This window comes from Roseateles sp. GW821-FHT02E12, assembly GCF_059421665.1.
Genome location: NZ_JBWKVK010000001.1, coordinates 1,794,924 through 1,810,923 on the forward strand (window position 1 = coordinate 1,794,924; position 16,000 = coordinate 1,810,923).

General features: G+C 69.6%; 16 protein-coding genes. 3 read left to right on the plus strand and 13 right to left on the minus strand.

The annotated features are described in order from the left end of the window. Positions 1-7: 7 nt before the first annotated feature. The 3 genes from AC07V5_RS08585 to AC07V5_RS08595 all read left to right on the plus strand — a co-directional run bounded on the left by AC07V5_RS08585 (position 8) and on the right by AC07V5_RS08595 (position 3,167). Positions 8-406, plus strand: a complete 399-nt coding sequence (locus AC07V5_RS08585) for a BlaI/MecI/CopY family transcriptional regulator (RefSeq protein ID WP_495115223.1) — start codon at positions 8-10, stop codon at positions 404-406. Next, positions 403-2,661 (plus strand): M56 family metallopeptidase, encoded by a 2,259-nt coding sequence (locus tag AC07V5_RS08590; protein WP_495115224.1) that lies wholly within the window; start codon positions 403-405, stop codon positions 2,659-2,661. The genes AC07V5_RS08585 and AC07V5_RS08590 overlap by 4 nt, the downstream gene beginning before the upstream one ends. A gap of 71 nt (positions 2,662-2,732) precedes the next feature. After that, a complete protein-coding gene (locus tag AC07V5_RS08595; RefSeq protein WP_495115225.1) occupies positions 2,733-3,167 on the plus strand; it encodes a nuclear transport factor 2 family protein in 435 nt (144 codons plus the stop codon). A gap of 2 nt (positions 3,168-3,169) precedes the next feature. On the opposite strand, the gene AC07V5_RS08600 is transcribed toward AC07V5_RS08595, so the two are convergent. From AC07V5_RS08600 to AC07V5_RS08660, 13 genes are all read right to left on the minus strand, one after another. Continuing rightward, a complete protein-coding gene (locus tag AC07V5_RS08600; RefSeq protein ID WP_495115226.1) occupies positions 3,170-4,297 on the minus strand; it encodes an HD-GYP domain-containing protein in 1,128 nt (375 codons plus the stop codon). A 169-nt stretch (positions 4,298-4,466) separates the two neighbouring features. Then, positions 4,467-5,375 carry a hydroxymethylglutaryl-CoA lyase gene (locus AC07V5_RS08605; RefSeq protein WP_495115227.1) on the minus strand — a complete coding sequence of 303 codons (909 nt, stop codon included), beginning with the start codon at positions 5,373-5,375 and terminating at the stop codon, positions 4,467-4,469. Between the two features lie 3 nt (positions 5,376-5,378). After that, a complete protein-coding gene (locus AC07V5_RS08610; protein ID WP_495115228.1) occupies positions 5,379-7,361 on the minus strand; it encodes an acetyl/propionyl/methylcrotonyl-CoA carboxylase subunit alpha in 1,983 nt (660 codons plus the stop codon). A gap of 85 nt (positions 7,362-7,446) precedes the next feature. Next, positions 7,447-7,653 (minus strand): hypothetical protein, encoded by a 207-nt coding sequence (locus tag AC07V5_RS08615; RefSeq protein WP_495115229.1) that lies wholly within the window; start codon positions 7,651-7,653, stop codon positions 7,447-7,449. A 1-nt stretch (position 7,654) separates the two neighbouring features. Then, positions 7,655-8,695 carry a biotin synthase BioB gene (gene bioB / locus AC07V5_RS08620; RefSeq protein ID WP_495115230.1) on the minus strand — a complete coding sequence of 347 codons (1,041 nt, stop codon included), beginning with the start codon at positions 8,693-8,695 and terminating at the stop codon, positions 7,655-7,657. Further along, positions 8,692-9,366, minus strand: a complete 675-nt coding sequence (gene bioD, locus AC07V5_RS08625; RefSeq protein ID WP_495115231.1) for a dethiobiotin synthase — start codon at positions 9,364-9,366, stop codon at positions 8,692-8,694. The genes bioB and bioD overlap by 4 nt, the downstream gene beginning before the upstream one ends. Further along, on the minus strand, positions 9,366-10,580 hold the full coding sequence (gene bioF / locus AC07V5_RS08630; RefSeq protein ID WP_495115232.1) for an 8-amino-7-oxononanoate synthase: 1,215 nt from the start codon (positions 10,578-10,580) through the stop codon (positions 9,366-9,368). Before bioF ends, bioD begins: the two co-directional genes overlap by 1 nt. Beyond that, positions 10,567-11,865, minus strand: a complete 1,299-nt coding sequence (gene bioA / locus AC07V5_RS08635; RefSeq protein ID WP_495115233.1) for an adenosylmethionine--8-amino-7-oxononanoate transaminase — start codon at positions 11,863-11,865, stop codon at positions 10,567-10,569. The genes bioF and bioA overlap by 14 nt, the downstream gene beginning before the upstream one ends. After that, on the minus strand, positions 11,862-12,476 hold the full coding sequence (locus tag AC07V5_RS08640; RefSeq protein WP_495115234.1) for a DUF4126 domain-containing protein: 615 nt from the start codon (positions 12,474-12,476) through the stop codon (positions 11,862-11,864). Before AC07V5_RS08640 ends, bioA begins: the two co-directional genes overlap by 4 nt. Positions 12,477-12,488: 12 nt before the next feature. Further along, positions 12,489-12,989: a hypothetical protein gene (locus AC07V5_RS08645; RefSeq protein WP_495115235.1), complete on the minus strand. Its 501-nt coding sequence runs from the start codon at positions 12,987-12,989 to the stop codon at positions 12,489-12,491. Positions 12,990-13,004: 15 nt separating this feature from the next. Then, positions 13,005-13,790 carry an enoyl-CoA hydratase/isomerase family protein gene (locus AC07V5_RS08650; RefSeq protein WP_495115236.1) on the minus strand — a complete coding sequence of 262 codons (786 nt, stop codon included), beginning with the start codon at positions 13,788-13,790 and terminating at the stop codon, positions 13,005-13,007. Beyond that, positions 13,787-14,329, minus strand: a complete 543-nt coding sequence (locus AC07V5_RS08655; protein WP_495115237.1) for a GNAT family N-acetyltransferase — start codon at positions 14,327-14,329, stop codon at positions 13,787-13,789. Before AC07V5_RS08655 ends, AC07V5_RS08650 begins: the two co-directional genes overlap by 4 nt. After that, entirely contained in the window at positions 14,329-15,936 is a 1,608-nt protein-coding gene (locus tag AC07V5_RS08660; RefSeq protein WP_495115238.1) for a carboxyl transferase domain-containing protein, read from the minus strand. The genes AC07V5_RS08655 and AC07V5_RS08660 overlap by 1 nt, the downstream gene beginning before the upstream one ends. Positions 15,937-16,000: the final 64 nt, after the last annotated feature.

Below are 16,000 nucleotides of genomic sequence, written 5' to 3' on the forward strand. Positions count from 1 at the left end.
GATCACAATGGACGAGGACATCGGCAGTGGGGATGTGTCGCTGAGCGATCTGCAGCTCAGCCTGATGCGCGTGCTGTGGGCGCGGGGCGAGGCCAGCACGGCCGAGGTGGCCGAAGCGCTGCGCGGCGAGCGCGACCTCGCGCACACCACGGTGGCCACGCTGCTGACGCGGCTGGAAAAGCGCGGCCTGCTCAGCAGCCGCCGCGAGGGCCGCGCGTTGCTCTACCAGCCCCTGGTCACCCAGGCTGATGTGCAGCGCTCCATGGTGGGCAGCCTCGTCGACAGCCTGTTTGCTGGCCGCGCCAGCGCCCTCGTCAGCCATCTGCTGGATGCACGCGGCGTCGACGCCAAAGAGCTTGCCGAGCTGCAGGCGCTGCTGAAACAACGCAAGGGAGAAACCCCATGACCGATGTGCTGCTGACCTGGCTGTGCAGCTATCTGCTGCACAGCAGCCTGTTGATCGGCGCGCTGTGGGCGGCCGAGCGCGCTCATCTGCTGGCCCGCCTGGCCACGTCGACCCAGGAGACGTTGTGGCGCCTGGCCTTGCTGGGCGGCCTCGTCAGCGCCAGCCTGCCGCTGCTGGCTCCATTGCCGCAGAGCGTGCCGGCGGATGACGCGCGGCCCGCTCTTGTCGCGCAGGAGGCCGCACTGATGCCGGCCGATATCCAGCAGGTCGTCGTTGAAGCGCCCGAGGCCGCGCGGCCCAGCGCCCAGCTCGGCGCGTTGCCGATCACGACCCGCCTGGCGCCCAAGGCCCATGACGTCGCCATCGGCTTCGTGGCGCTGTGGCTGGCGGGTGCCGTGTTGATGCTGCTGGGCCTGGCCCTGCAATGGGCCTGGCTGCGCCGCGCCGTGCGCCGCCTGCCCGAGCTGGGTGATGCGCGCTGGCGGGCCTTGACGACCCGGCTTGCGGCCGACATGAGCCTGCGCCTGCCGGCACTGCGCCATGCCCGCCCTGGCTGGGCCAGCCCGCTGCTGGCACCGGGCCGCGTGCTCTGCCTGCCGGCCTGGTGCCTGGACCTGCCCGACGACGAGGCCCGCGCCGTGCTCGGCCACGAGCTGGCCCATCTGCGCCGGCGCGACCCGGCCTGGCGGCTGCTGGCCGCCGTCATCAAGGCGCTGCTGTGGCCGCAGGCGCTGAACCGCGTCGCGCTGCAGCGCCTGGACCTGCTGGCCGAGCTGGCCTGCGACGCCGCGGCCGCTGCGCCTTCCGGCCAACGCCTGGCCCTGGCGCAGAGCCTGCTCCGCTGCGCCGAGGCCCTGAAGGCCCAGGGCGGCCACCACGGCCCGGCCCTGGCCTGCGGAGCCGCCAGCGCGGGCTCGCCGTTGTTTGCCCGCGTGCGCCGGCTGTTGAAGAGCGATGACGAGACGCCTCGCGAGCGCCGCGGCGTGCGCTGGGGACTGGTGGCCGTGATCCTGGCCGCCCTCGTCGCGATGCCGGCCGTCGTCGTCAGCCACACCGATGGACGCAGTCTGCTGGACCGCTTCGACCTCGGTGGCCTGGGCGACAGCATGGCCTTCTCGGTACGCGGCACGCGCATCTACAGCCGCTATCCGGGCGGCAGCTTCGCGGTGACGCTGGATGGCAAGGCGACCTTCAACGACGCCGAGGACGAGGTGCAGACGCTGACCGGCACCCTCACCGTGAAGGAGCGCGAGGGTGGGCTGACGCGCGAGATGGTGCTGAAGTCCATGGGTGAGGGCCGCATCGAGCGCGAATACCGTGTCGGCAGCCAGAGCCTGCCTTTGGACGAAGCCGGCCGCCAGTGGTGGGCCAAGGCCGTGCAGCGCATGGCCGAGAACCTCACCGACGCGCCGGTGCGGGCCCGCAAGCTGTTCGCCAAGGGCGGCGTCGACGCGGTGCTCGCCGATGTCGAACGCGCCAAGGAAGACTTCCAGCGCCGCCGCCGCATCGAGGCCGCGCTCCAGCTCGATGCGCCACTGCCCCCGGTTGCGGTGGACCGCCTCATCGCCGCATCCGCGAGCCTGCAAGGTGCCTTCGAGCGTCGTGAGGCCTTGAGCGCCATCGCTCGCCAGCCGCTGGCCGAGCCTCAACAGCTGGCCTGGCTGGCCGCTGCGGCCGGCATCGACGGCGACTTCGAGCGCCGCGAGGCGTTGGCCGCCCTGGCGCCCAAGCTGCTCACCAGCCCCGCCGTGCTCGCGGCCTGGGCCGACGCGCTGAGCCGTATCGGTGGCGATTTCGAGCTGCGCACCGCCATCGACAAGCAGGTGGCCGCTACCCCCCAGCCCACCGTGCTCGCCGCCGCCTTGCAGGCCGCATCACGCATCCAGGGCGACTTCGAGAAGCGCGAGGCCCTGGGCGCCATCGCGCAGCGGCTGCAGGGCGACGAGGCCGAGCTGGTCGACGCCTACGTCCGGGCCGCGGGCGGCATCTCGGGCGGGTTCGAGCGGCGCGAGGCGCTGAATCGCCTGCTGGAGCGGCCCAAGCTCGGCCTCGCAGGCCTGGAGCGCGTGCTGAGCAGCGCCGAGAGCATGGAAGGCGGCTTCGAGCGCCTGCAGGTGCTGCTGCGCGTGGCGGAGAAGATGGGCCAGGCCAAGCCGGTCGATACCGGCCTTGTCGAACGCGTGCGCCGCGCCGGCCGCGGCATGGGCGACCACGAGCGGGGGCAGATCGAGAACGCCTTGGACAAGCTCGGCTAGTCGGAAGTCACTTCCGCGCCACCAGCCTTGCTGCGATGCTGCGCCCCGTCCCATACGGACGGGAGCCCATCTTGCAACGACGAATCTTCATGAGCAGCGCGGCCCTGGCCGCGGCTTCCACGGCCGCGACAGCTGCGACTGCCGCCGAACCCGAGGCCGCCGCCATCGAGGCCTGCGCGCGCGACTACATCGAGGGCTGGTACGCCGGCGACGCGGCGCGCATGGAACGCTCGCTGCACCCGGAACTGGCCAAGCGCATCGTCGCGCGCCGCCCCGACGGCCGCAGCACGCTGCAGACCATGGGCGCGATGACGCTGGTGCAGGCCACCCGCGCCCGCGCCGGCAAGCCCGAGACGGGCAAGCGTGCCGACGTGAAGATCCTCGACGTCTTCGGCCGCACGGCCAGCGTGCGCGTCGACGCCGAGAGCTGGATCGACTACATGCACCTGGCCCAGGAAGACGGCCGCTGGCGCATCGTCAACGTGTTGTGGGAGCTGCGCGCCTAGCCTCAGTCGGGTACGGCCTGGATCAGCTTCTCAAGACCGACGCGAACTTTCAATCCGGCCAGCGGCACGACGGCCGCAATGCCGAACTCCGGCTTGGCCGTGTCGCGCCTGGCGGGTTCGATCCGCAGATTGCCCTGGCGGTCCGTCAGCACGGCCACGAGGGGCGTGCTGGCGCTGTCGCCGCGCTTCATCACCATGCCCACCTCGCCTGACTTCAGGCGCACTGTGCAACCCGGCGGGTAAAGGCCGAACTCCTTGATGAGGGCCGCGGTCAGGGCATCACCCTTGGCGCATTGATATTGCAGCCGCGCCGCGGCGTCGGCCAGCATGGGCGGGCGCTTCGAACGCGGGCTGAGCTTGGCGGTGAAGCAATCGGCGCTGTGCACCAGTTGCGCGATCTCGTTGACCTTGGCAGGCCGGTGCGGGTAGCCCGAACCGTCATGCTCCTCATGGTGCTGGCGCACGGCCTCCAGCCAATCGGTGTCCGCCACGCCGGCCATCTCCAGCATGGCCGCGCTGCGCTCCGGGTGGGACTGGATCTCGGCGCGCTGCAGCGGCGTGACCGGCGACACCTGGGTCACCAGCTTGTTCTGCAGCTCCGCCATGGCGATATTCATCGTCAGCGCGGTGCGCAGCACGCATTGCCGCTGCTGCGCCGACCAGCCCAGCCGCGTGGCCGCCAGGCAGGCCGCGGTGGCCGTGTGCACGGCGTGGCGGCTGGCATAGGAGGTTGGGCCACCGTCGACGGACTCGGTGCGCACCGCCTGCAGGATGGCCAGGTCGGGGTCGCGCTCGATGAGGGCCAGCAGCGGGCGCGACGCATGGTCCAGCGACTGCGTGAAGTCACCCGTCGGGCTGGCCCGCAACAGCCGGCCCACTTCGCCCATGCTCTCCTCCCAGTACGCAGGCAGCTGATCGCGCCGCGCGCTGGCGATCTTGCGCGCTGGGTCATCGAGTTCGCGGAGGTCCACCGTCGCTTCGCGCTCGATCAGCTTCTCCAGCTGCTCGACGCTGTCGAACTGATGGCCGCGTGCCAGCAGCAGGCGCCCGCCGACATCGAAGATGCCGAACGGCGTCGGTTTGCCCGGCTGAAAGCGGGTCTTGTGCAGACTCAGTGGCTGAAAGTTCATCGCCTACCGCGAGTGGCCCGCATCGTCTCCAATGCGCCCCGGCCAACCCAACGTCCTTGTTTTTATGACGGGCGGATTACAGCCGGGCCCGGTAGGCCTCGTGCAAGTTCTTTGAGCAGTCAGTTGTGACAACTGACACGTCAGATCCGTTGCAATCGAATGATATTTTTCAGCCGACGCGCTTGGCGAGCACGGCGCGCGCCACGCGTGACACCGGCGGGCGGCCCAGCACGTTGGAGATGAAGGCGCCGGCGTCCACCAGCTTGTCCAGGTCGATGCCCGTCTCGATGCCCAGGCCGTTGAGCATGAAGACGACGTCCTCCGTCGCGACATTGCCCGTTGCGCCCTTGGCGTAAGGGCAGCCGCCCAGGCCCGCCACGCTGGCGTGGAAGCTGTGCAGGCCCAGTTCCATGCTGGCGTAGATATTGGTCAGCGCCTGGCCGTAGGTGTCGTGGAAATGGCCGGACACCTCGGCGAGCGGGAAGTGCTTGAGCGCCCGCTCCATCGCGGCCTGCACCTTGCGCGGCGTGCCGACGCCGATGGTGTCGGCGATGTCGATGGCGTCCACGCCCAGCGCGCGCAGCGGCTTGACGACCGCCTCGACCTGGTCGGCCGTGATCTCGCCCTCGTAGGGGCAGCCTAGCGAGCAGGAAAGGGCCGCCCGCACCTTGATGCCTGCGGCGTGCGCGCCTGCGATGACCGGGGCGAACCGCTCCAGGCTCTCGGCGATGGAGCAGTTGATGTTCTTCTGCGTGAAGGCCTCGCTCGCGGCCGTGAACACGAGGATCTCGTCGGGCTTGGTGGCCAGCGCCGGCTCCAGCCCCTTGAGGTTGGGCACCAGCACCGAATACCTCACATCGGCACGCCGGGCGATCGCGGCCATGACGGCCGTGTTGTCGCCCATCTGCGGCACCCACTTCGGCGACACGAAGCTGGTGACCTCGATCTCCTTCAGCCCGGCGTCCTGCAGCATCGCGACGAGCTGCGCCTTGTGCTCGGTGGAGACGTTCTCCTTCTCGTTCTGCAGCCCGTCGCGCGGGCCGACGTCGAGGATCTTGACGTGCGAGGGCAGGGCCATGGTTCAGGCCTCCAGGCGCAGCAGCTCGGCGCCGTCGGTCACCTGATCACCGATGGCGAACAGCAACTCCGCCACCTTGCCGTCGCGCGGCGAGGAGATGGTGTGTTCCATCTTCATCGCCTCCATGACGGCCAGCGGCTGGCCCTTGGTGACGGTGTCGCCGGCCTGGGCGAGGAAGGCGATGAGCTTGCCGGGCATGGGCGCAGTGAGGCGGCCACCTTCGCTGGGCGAATCGCCGGCATGGGCGATGACATCCACCTCGGTCAGCACGGCAGAGCCGTTCGCGGCGAAAACGGCGACGCGCTCGCCCTGAGCGTAGGTTTTCACGCGGACTCGCTCGGTGCCGAGGAAGAGCTCGTGCGTCTCGGCATCGCTCGACTGCACGGCGAACTCGATGGCTTCGTCTTCGACCGTCAGCGTCATGCCGCCGCGGTGGTGGCGGGACAGCAGCACCTCGTGGTGCGTGCCACCAGCTTCCAGGTCGAAGCGGCGCGTGGCCGAGCCGAACATGCGCCAGCCGTCGCGGGCGCTCCACGGGTCGGAACCCTGCGTCGCGCCTTCGACGGCCAGCGTGTGCGCGACGACGGCGGCGGCGCCGACGCGCAGCGGCAGGCCCGGCTGGTCGAACAGCACGGCGCGTTCGCGCTCAATCAGGCCGGTGTCCAGGTCGGCGTTCGAGAACGAGGCCGTGGCCGCACAGCGGCGCAGGAAAGCCACGTTGGTCTGCAGGCCGACGATGTGCGTGTCGCGCAGCGCCAGGTCCAGGCGGGCCAGCGCCTGCGCGCGGTCCTCGCCCCAGACGATGAGCTTGGCGACCATGGAGTCGTAGTACGGGCTGATGGCATCGCCCTCGCGCACGCCGGCATCAATGCGGACGTTGCCGCGTTGGAACGCGACGTGAGCCGGCCAGCGCGCCACGTCCAGCGTGCCGGTGGCGGGCAGGAAGCCGCCGTCGGGGTTCTCGGCGCAGATGCGCGCCTCGATGGCATGGCCGTGCATGCGCAGCTCGTGTTGCTTTAGCGGCAGCGGCTCGCCCGAGGCGACGCGCAGCTGCCACTCCACCAGGTCCTGGCCCGTGATCGCTTCCGTCACCGGATGCTCGACCTGCAACCGCGTGTTCATCTCCATGAAGTAGAAGCGGCCGTCTTGTTCAGCGATGAACTCCACGGTGCCCGCACCGACGTAGCCGACCGCCTTTGCGGCGGCCACGGCAGCCTCGCCCATCTGCGCGCGACGCTCGGGTGTCATGCCAGGGGCAGGGGCTTCCTCCAGCACCTTCTGGTGGCGGCGCTGCACGGAGCAGTCGCGCTCGAACAGGTAGACGCAGTCGCCGTGCGAGTCTCCGAAGACCTGGATCTCGATGTGGCGGGGCTTCTGCACGTAGCGCTCGATCAGCACCGCGTCGTCGCCAAAGCTGTTGATGGCCTCGCGCTTGCAGGAGGCCAGTGCGGCGTCGAATTCGTCCGCGTTGTAGACCGCACGCATGCCCTTGCCACCGCCGCCGGCGCTGGCCTTGATCAGCACGGGGTAGCCGATGCGGTCGGCTTCCTTCTTCAGCAGCGTGGGGTCCTGGTCGGCACCGTGATAGCCCGGCACCAGCGGCACCTGGGCGGCTTCCATCAGTCGCTTGGACTCCGCCTTCAGGCCCATCGCGAGGATGGCGCTGGGCGGCGGGCCGATGAAGACGAGGCCGGCGTCGGCGCAGGCCTGGGCAAAGGCCTCGTTCTCGCTGAGGAAGCCGTAGCCGGGGTGAACGGCTTGCGCGCCGGTGGCCTTGGCGGCTTCGAGGATGCGCTGCCATTGCAGATAGGAGTCGCGTGGCGCCGGGCCGCCGATGTGGATGGCTTCGTCGCAAGCCTGCACATGCTGGGCTTGAGCATCCGCGTCGGAATAAACGGCGACCGTTTGAATGCCAAGGCGCTTGGCGGTAGCCGCAACTCGGCAGGCGATCTCGCCACGGTTGGCGATCAGGATCTTCTTGAACATTTCTTCTTGTCTCCGGTCTCGTGAACCTTCTACACGGTGTTCAGGCAGTGCCAGGGTCGCTGGCGGTGATGAGGCGGGCAGCGGTTCAGCCGGACTGGCCTTGCTGCATGCGCTTGCGGCGCACCTCGTAGTCGTCATAGGCCGGCGCGTTGCGTTTCTCGCAGCTGCGGCGGTCCTGGGCATTGCTGTTGTTGCTGGCGCATTGCGTCTGCGCGATGTCCTGCACCTGGTCGTAGACGAAGGCGCAGCCCGACAGGGTCAGCGTGGCGATGAGCAGCAGAACGGTCTTCATGTCAGTGCGTGCAGACCTGCACCTTGGCCGCCGCGTCCGACGGCGTCAGCTCGGCCTCGGTCGAGCAGCGCATGCCCAGCCGCTCCAGCAGCGCACGGTCCTTCTCGGCCTGCGGGTTGCTGGTCGTCAGCAGCTTGTCGCCGTAGAACATCGAGTTGGCACCGGCCAGGAAGCACAGCGCCTGCATGGTCTCGGGCATCTCTTCACGGCCGGCCGACAGGCGCACCATGGCGCGCGGCATCGTGATGCGGGCGACGGCGATGGTGCGGATGAACTCCAGCGGGTCCAGCGGCGCGGTGCCGGCCAGCGGCGTGCCTTCCACCTGCACGAGGTTGTTGATGGGCACGCTCTCGGGGTAGGGGTCGAGGTTGGCGAGCTGGGCGATCAGGCCGGCACGCTGGCGGCGCGTCTCCCCCATGCCGACGATGCCGCCGCTGCAGACCTTCAGCCCCTGCTGGCGCACGCGCTCCAGCGTGTCCAGGCGGTCCTGGTAGGTGCGCGTCGTGATGATCTGGCCGTAGAACTCGGGCGCGGTGTCGAGGTTGTGGTTGTAGTAGTCCAGGCCCGCGCTTTTCAGCTGCTCGGCCTGGCCGTCTTCCAGCATGCCGGCGGTCAGGCAGGTCTCCAGGCCCAGCGCCTTGACCTCGGCAATCATCTCGCCGATGGCTTCCAGGTGACGCGGCTTGGGGCTGCGCCAGGCGGCGCCCATGCAGAAGCGCGTGGCACCGTTCTGCTTGGCCGCGCGGGCGGCTTCCATGACCTCCTGCAGCGGGATCAGCTTCTCGGCCTTGAGGCCGGTGTCGAAGTGGGCCGACTGCGGGCAGTAGGCGCAGTCTTCCTCGCAGCCGCCGGTCTTGATGGACAGCAGCGTCGACAGCTGCACCGCGTTGGCATCGAAGTGCTCGCGGTGCACTTGCTGGGCGCGGAACAGCAGGTCGTTGAAGGGCAGTTCGAACAGCGCGGCGATCTCGCTCACGGTCCAGGGCTTGGCCTGGCGGCGGTCGGCGTCGGAGGTCGGGGTGAGGGTCTGGATCTGGTTCATGCGGAGATCAGTGCAGAGATGTCGAGACTGGCAGGTGCTGCCAGCGGGTCGGAAAGTCGGGGCAGATGGCCAAGGCAGGGCGCCTTCAGGCCGGCTTGCAGGGCCGCCAGATTGTCGGCGACATGGGGTTGTTGCGGGTCTACCGTGTTGGCGACCCAGGCGGCGAGCTGGAGGCCGCGCGCACGGATGGCTTCGGCCGTCAGCAACGCATGGTTGATGCAACCCAGGCGCAGGCCGACGACGAGGATGACGGGCAGGCCGAGGTCCACGGCGAGGTCCGCCGTGTCCCAGCCGTCGGTGAGCGGCACGCGGAAACCACCGACGCCTTCGACCAGTGCGATGTCGGCCTTGGCGGCGGTGGCTCGGATGGCCTTCAGCAGCGCATCGCGATCGATCGTGCCGCCTTCGAGCCGGGCCGCGATGTGTGGCGCACAGGGCTCGCGGAACTGCAGTGGGCCGACCTCGGCATCGCTGAGGCCGAGGTCCTGGGCCTCCAGCAGGTCGGCGACGTCCTCGTTGATCCAGCGGCTGTTGCGCCACGTCTGGCCCGCCGCCAGCGACTTGATCGGCGCGACGCGCCGGCCGCTCGCTGCGAGCGCGCGGGTCAGCGCGGCGGTGACGAAGGTCTTGCCGATCTCGGTGTCGGTGCCGGTGATGAAGAAGCCCTTCATCACGCGGCGCACTCCTGGGCGGCGGCGGCACGTTCGAGCGCGGTCAGCAGCGCGTCCACATCGGCAGCCGTGTGCGTTGCGCACAGCGTGATGCGCAGCCGCGCCGTGCCGGCCGCGACCGTGGGCGGGCGGATGCCGGGCACGCGCAGGCCGGCGCCCTCCAGCGCGGCGGCCAGGGCCATCACTTCGGCATTGCCGCCGACGATCAATGGCTGGATGGGCGTGGCGGAATCAGTGAGCTGCCAGCCCAGGCGTGGGTGGTGATCGATCAGGGACATCAGGCCGTCGCGCAGCTGGGATTGCAGCGCGACCAGGTTGGCGCGGCGGGCGGCTCCGAGCGGGCCTTCGATCAGCTCGAAGCTGGTCAGCAGCGCATGCTCGACGGCCGGCGGCGAGGCGGTCGAGAAGATGAAGTTGCGCGCGGACTGCAGCAGGTAGTCGACGATGGTGGCGTGGGCCGCGACGAAGGCACCCGCGAGGCCGGCGGCCTTGCCGAGCGTGCCGACAAGGATCAACCGCTCGCTGTTCAGGCCGAAGTGCTCCAACGAGCCACGGCCCTTGTCGCCCAGCACGCCAAAGCCATGGGCGTCATCGACGATGAGCCAGGCGTCGAACTCGTTGGCCAGAGCAAGCAGTTCCGGCAGCGGCGCGAGGTCGCCGTCCATGCTGAACACGGCGTCCGTCACGATGAGCTTGACCTTGGCCGTGCTCGCGGCCAGCAGCGCGCGCAGGCCGGCCGCGTCGGCGTGGCCGTAGCGCGTGACCTGGGCCTTGGCCAGCCGGGCCGCATCGATCAGCGAGGCGTGGTTGAGCTGCTCCGAGAAGACTTCCGTGTGTTCGTCGCCCAGCGCCGTGACGACGGCGAGGTTGGCCATGTAGCCGGTGCAGAAGCCGATGGCTCGCGCCTGCGGGATGTGCGGCGCGTACCAGCGTGCGAGGGTGTCCGTGACGGCTTCATGCGCCGCGCTGTGGCCGCTGACGAGCGGCGATGCGCCCGAGCCGCCGCCCCAGCGGCGCGCGCCTTCGGCCAGCGCGTCGGCGATGGCCGGCTCGGCGGCCAGGCCCAGGTAGTCGTTGGAGCAGAACATCAGCAGCTCACGGCCGTTGATGGTCTGACGGGGCGCGGTGCCGTTGTCGGCGCGGCGCAGCGTGCGGGTCAGGCTCTGCGCGGCAATCGCGTGGAGCTTGGCCTGGAGGTGATCAAGCAAGGACATCGTTCAACGTCGCCGTCACGGCCCCGGCCAGGAAGGCCGCGGTCGCGTCGTCGATCAGGTAAGGGGGCATCAGGTAGACGGTCGAGCCGATCGGTCGGATCAGCAGTTCGTGTGCGCGGGCCTTCAGGTGAAAGGTCTCGGCGAAGCGCGGCGGGGCGTTCGGCACATCGAAGGCCAGGATCATGCCGCGTTGGCGCAGGTGCGTGACGCGTGGGGTGGATTGAGCCAGAGGCGCGAAGGCGCGGGTCAGGCGTTCGGCCTGGGCGCGGTTGGCATCGAGCTGCCCGGCGTCGAAGCGGTCCAGCACCGCATTGGCCGCCGCGCAGGCCAACGGGTTGCCGGTGTAGGAGTGCGAGTGCAGGAAGCCGCGCGTGACGTCCTCGCTCCAGAACGCGGAGAACACATCGTCGGTCGTCAGCACCAGCGACAGTGGCAGCGTGCCGCCGGTGATGCCCTTGGACAGCAGGATGAAGTCTGGCCAATCCGCGCCTGTCTGTTCCCACGCGAAGAAGGTGCCCGTGCGGCCGCAGCCCACGGCGATCTCGTCGGCGATGAGGTGAACGCCGAACTCGCGCGTCAGTTCGCGCAGGCCCTTCAGATAGGCCGGCGAGTACATGACCATGCCGGCCGCGCCCTGGATCAGCGGCTCGACGATGACGGCGGCGATCTGCTCATGCCGCTCGCGCAACAGCGTGCGCATGGCATCCAAGGCCTCGGCCTCGTTGCCCAGGCGCCCGTCCGGCGACGCGACGATGTGGGCGCGCATCAGCAGCGGGTCGTAGGCGTCGCGGAAGACCTGCACGTCGGTCACGCTCAGCGCGCCCAGCGTCTCGCCGTGATAGCTGTTCTTCAGGCAGACGAACTCGCGCTTCTCGGCGCGGCCGCGGTTCTTCCACGAGTGGAAGCTCTGCTTCAACGCAATCTCGACGGCGCTGGCGCCATCGCTGCCGAAGAAGGTGTGGCCCAGCGCGCCGCCGGTGCGGGCGGACAGGCGCTCGGCCAGGCGCACGGCGGGCTCGTGTGTGCAGCCGGCCAGCATCACGTGGGGCAGGGTGTCGAGCTGGGCCTTGATGGCGTCGTGCAGCGGCTTGTCGCTGTGGCCGAAGAGGTTGACCCACCAGGATGAGTTGGCGTCGAAGTAGCGCCGGCCGTCGGTGCCGAACAGCCAGGGGCCGTCGCCACGGGCGATGGGCAGCGGCGGTACATCGGCCAGGCGCGCCATCTGCGTGCAGGGGTGCCAGACGGCCGCGCGGCTGCGGGCGGCGAGGTCTTGAGTGGAGGTCATGCGGGCCTCGGTCGGCGCATGCGCTGGATGAGCGCTCGCAGGAATTTGAAGCAGAACCAGATCAGCGTGGCCATGAGGACAAGAGCCAGCGCCAGCAGCGGGAAGAAGACAAAGGGGTGCGCCCAGGCCAGCCACAGCATTGTCGGCACGGCCACGTCGCCCATCAACGACAGGCCGATGTTGGAGAAGGGCTCGGGCGACGTGTTGGCCGCCGCGCGCGTGCTGGCCTTGGCGGTGTGGGCGGTGGCGGCCAGGCCACCGCCCAGCAGCGCGGCCACCACGCTCCAGGCGCTGCCGTGGTCACCCGCCCAGCCGCTGACGAGGCCGGCCACGAGCGCCGCGCCGGCGGGGATGCGGATCAGCGTGTGCAAGGCATCCCAGGCGCTGTCGACGAGCGGGATCTTGTCGGCCAGGAACTCGATGAGCGCGAGCGCGCCGGCGCAGGCCATGACCAGCGGCGTGCCGAGGATCTGCAGGCCCGGCGGCAGCTCGACCCAGCCCCAGTGCCCGGCGATGCCGACGAGCAGCACCGTCAGGTACAGGCGCAGGCCGCTGGCCCAGCCGAGGGCGGCGGCCAGGGCGAGCAGCTGGAGGGTGTCGAGCTGAGGCATGCGGGTGTCGTGTCAGGGCAGGACGGGCCGGAAGCCCGGCACCGTCGCGTTGAACAGCGCCGCGGCCGCCTGCCTGCCGGGCTGGCAGACCATCGAGAAGTTCAGGACCTTGCGCGGCGTCACGTAGCCGAGGTAGAGGTAGACATGCTCGTTGTCTGTCTCGGCGATATAGGACACCTCCAGGCCGACGCCGCTGGAATGCGGCTTGATGGCCTGCTGCAGCACCTGGGCGGCACCGCGGCTGGCGGCCTGGATGGCGTCGACGCCGCTGCTGATGATCTTCTCGGCGAAGAGCTGGGCCTTCTCGTCCGGGATGTCGAAGAAGTCCGCGGAAATGATGATGGCGGCGCCGTCGTCGTCGGACTGGAAGTTCAGCGTGTTGTCTTCCTGGGTCGGGAGCTGGCGCCACTTGTGCGCCAGGTCGAGCAGGAATTCCGAGTAGGAATACTCGTGCCTGGCCAGCGGCTGTGGGGGCGGTGGCGTCAGCGAGAAGCTGTACTTCAGCAGGGTCATGGCGGGCCTTGGCCGTCAGGTCGCCAGCCAGGAGGGCTTGGACTTGCTCAGGAAGCTCTGCACGCCCTCACGGCCTTCGGCGCTGGCGCGGATGTCGGCGATGCGGCGCGCGGTGTTGTCGCGCAGCTCGGGCGTGATCTCGCGGCTGGCCACGTCCTTGACGAGCTGCTTGCAGGCGCGTGCGGCGGCCGGGCCGTTGGCGGTGATGGCCGCGGCGAGTTCGGCGACCTTGGCGTCCAGCGCCTCGGCGGCGACGACTTCGTGGACAAGGCCCAGCGCTTTCGCCTCGCTGGCGCTGAAGCGTTCCGCGGTCACGAAGTAGCGCCGCGACGCCTGTTCGCCCAGCGCCTTGACGACGTAGGGGCCGATGGTGGCCGGCAGCAGGCCCAGCTTGGCCTCGCTGAGGCAGAAGCCCGCGGCGTCCACCGCGACGACGATGTCGGCACACGCCACCAGGCCCACGCCGCCGGCGTAGACGTCGCCCTGCACGCGCGCGATGACCGGCACCGGGCAGCTGTAGATCGCCCACAGCATGTCGGCCAGCTTTGTGGCGTCGGCATGGTTCTCATCCCACGAGTAGCCGGCCATCGCCTTCATCCAGTTCAGGTCGGCACCGGCGCAGAAGGCCTTGCCTTCGGCGGCGAGCACGATGATCCGCAGGTCGTCGCGTTGGCCCAGCTCGGTGAAGGTGGCGGCCAGCTCGGCGATCAACACCTCGTTGAAGGCGTTGCGCACCTCGGGGCGGTTCAGCGTGACGCGGGCCACATGGCCTTCGGTCGTGACGGTCAGGCAGGTGTTCATGGCGTGGCGGGTGTGGGTTGCGCGGCGTGCAGCGGCTTGCACATCAGCACGGAACGGTAGGTCTTGCCCTGCCATTGCACAACGCCAACCTCGGCATAGCCGCGGCGGGCGTAGCGGCTGCGCAGCGCGGTGGCCGGCTCGGCGGTGTCCAGGGCGATCTGGTGCAGGCCCTGGGCGGCGGCCCAGCTCTCGGCGGTGTCGATCAGGCGCTCGGCCACGCGCTGGCCGCGCCAGTCGGGATGCACGCCGAGCTGCGACAGGATGGCGGTGCCGGCGGTCGTGTACAGCGGCGGTGGCGGGTCGGCGATGTAGGCCTCGCCGACTGGCTTGGGGCCGCGTATGGCCACAGTGCCGACGACGCGACCCTCGACGACGGCGACGAATGCCTGCGCATCGGCGAGCCGTTGGCGCGTGACCTCGACGCTCTGGTCAACGGCCGTGAAGTTCCAGCCTTGCGCAGCCAAGCTGGCATAGGCGGCGTGCAGCAGCCGGGTCAGTTCCTCGAGCGAGTCGCTCGGCTGGAGCGGGCGGATTTCCATCACATCCGGAACACGCCGAACTTGGTGTCCGGGATCGGCGCGTTCAAGGAAGCCGACAGCCCCAGCGCCAGCACGCGACGCGTGTCGGCCGGGTCGATGACGCCGTCGTCCCACAGCCGTGCGGACGCGTAGTACGGGTGGCCCTGGTCCTCGTACTGTTGGCGGATGGGCGCCTTGAAGGCTTCTTCCTCTGCGGCGCTCCAGGCACCGCCCTTGGCCTCGATGCCATCGCGGCGGATGGTGCTCAGCACGCTGGCCGCCTGCTCGCCACCCATCACGGAGATGCGCGCGTTGGGCCACATCCACAGGAAGCGCGGCGAGTAGGCGCGGCCGCACATGCCGTAGTTCCCGGCGCCGAAGCTGCCGCCGATGATGACGGTGAACTTGGGCACCTGGGCGCAGGCCACGGCCGTCACCATCTTGGCGCCCGCGCGGGCGATGCCGTCGTTCTCGTACTTGCGGCCCACCATGAAGCCGGTGATGTTCTGCAGGAACACCAGCGGGATCTTGCGCTGGCAGCACAGCTCGATGAAGTGGGCGCCCTTGTTGGCGCTCTCGGCGAACAGGATGCCGTTGTTGGCGACGATGCCCACCGGCATGCCCTCGATGTGCGCGAAGCCGCACACCAGCGTGGCGCCGTAGCGGGCCTTGAACTCGTCGAACTCGCTGCCGTCGACGATGCGGGCAATGATCTCGCGGATGTCGAAGGGCTTGCGGGTGTCGGTGGGGATGACGCCGTGCAGCTCGGCCGGGTCGTGCGCCGGTGCCTTGGGCTCCTGCATCGCCAGCGGGTTGGTCTTGCTCCAGTTCAGCCGCGCCACCGACTGGCGCGCAATGGCCAGCGCATGCGTGTCGTTGTTGGCGAGGTGGTCGGCCACACCCGACAGGCGCGTGTGCACGTCGCCGCCGCCCAGGTCCTCGGCTGTGACGACCTCGCCCGTGGCGGCCTTCACCAGCGGCGGGCCGCCCAGGAAGATGGTGCCCTGGTTCTTCACGATGATGGTCTCGTCGCTCATCGCCGGTACGTAGGCGCCGCCGGCCGTGCAGGAGCCCATGACGACGGCGATCTGCGGGATGCCTTCGGCGCTGAGGTTGGCCTGGTTGAAGAAGATGCGGCCGAAGTGGTCGCGGTCAGGGAAGACCTCGTCCTGGTTGGGCAGGTTGGCGCCGCCGCTGTCCACGAGGTAGACGCAGGGCAGACGGTTCTGCTGGGCGATCTCCTGCGCGCGCAGATGCTTCTTGACGGTGATCGGGTAGTAGGTGCCGCCCTTCACCGTGGCGTCGTTGCAAACGACGACGCACTCCACGCCCGCCACTCGGCCGATGCCGGCGATGACGCCGCCGCCGGGGGCGGCGTTGTCATACATGTTCAGGCCGGCGAGAGGCGCCAGTTCCAGGAAGGGCGTGCCGGGGTCCAGCAGCATCTCGACGCGGTCGCGCGGCAGCAGCTTGCCGCGGGCGGTGTGCTTGGCGCGCGCGGCATCGCCGCCGCCCTGGGCGATCTTGCCGAGCTTGGCGTTCAAGTCGTCGATCAACCCGCGCATCGCGTCGGCGTTGGCCTTGAAGTCGGCCGAGCGGGGGTTGAGCTGCGTGTTCAGGACCGGCATGTTGTCTCCCGGCAAGCCACTATTAAGCGTGGCTCAACTCGATTGTTTGACGGCCTCGTGAGCC

Bases quoted from the DNA above. Each gene is read 5' to 3' on its own strand.
- bioB (WP_495115230.1), bottom strand. From the start codon at position 8,695: ATGAACCAGATCCAGACCCTCACCCCGACCTCCGACGCCGACCGCCGC.
- AC07V5_RS08655 (WP_495115237.1), bottom strand. From the start codon at position 14,329: ATGGAAATCCGCCCGCTCCAGCCGAGCGACTCGCTCGAGGAACTGACC.
- AC07V5_RS08605 (WP_495115227.1), bottom strand. From the start codon at position 5,375: ATGGCCCTGCCCTCGCACGTCAAGATCCTCGACGTCGGCCCGCGCGAC.
- AC07V5_RS08610 (WP_495115228.1), bottom strand. From the start codon at position 7,361: ATGTTCAAGAAGATCCTGATCGCCAACCGTGGCGAGATCGCCTGCCGA.
- AC07V5_RS08645 (WP_495115235.1), bottom strand. From the start codon at position 12,989: ATGACCCTGCTGAAGTACAGCTTCTCGCTGACGCCACCGCCCCCACAG.
- bioA (WP_495115233.1), bottom strand. From the start codon at position 11,865: ATGACCTCCACTCAAGACCTCGCCGCCCGCAGCCGCGCGGCCGTCTGG.
- AC07V5_RS08590 (WP_495115224.1), top strand. From the start codon at position 403: ATGACCGATGTGCTGCTGACCTGGCTGTGCAGCTATCTGCTGCACAGC.
- AC07V5_RS08660 (WP_495115238.1), bottom strand. From the start codon at position 15,936: ATGCCGGTCCTGAACACGCAGCTCAACCCCCGCTCGGCCGACTTCAAG.
- AC07V5_RS08650 (WP_495115236.1), bottom strand. From the start codon at position 13,790: ATGAACACCTGCCTGACCGTCACGACCGAAGGCCATGTGGCCCGCGTC.
- AC07V5_RS08585 (WP_495115223.1), top strand. From the start codon at position 8: ATGGACGAGGACATCGGCAGTGGGGATGTGTCGCTGAGCGATCTGCAG.
- bioF (WP_495115232.1), bottom strand. From the start codon at position 10,580: ATGTCCTTGCTTGATCACCTCCAGGCCAAGCTCCACGCGATTGCCGCG.
- AC07V5_RS08640 (WP_495115234.1), bottom strand. From the start codon at position 12,476: ATGCCTCAGCTCGACACCCTCCAGCTGCTCGCCCTGGCCGCCGCCCTC.
- bioD (WP_495115231.1), bottom strand. From the start codon at position 9,366: ATGAAGGGCTTCTTCATCACCGGCACCGACACCGAGATCGGCAAGACC.
- AC07V5_RS08615 (WP_495115229.1), bottom strand. From the start codon at position 7,653: ATGAAGACCGTTCTGCTGCTCATCGCCACGCTGACCCTGTCGGGCTGC.
- AC07V5_RS08600 (WP_495115226.1), bottom strand. From the start codon at position 4,297: ATGAACTTTCAGCCACTGAGTCTGCACAAGACCCGCTTTCAGCCGGGC.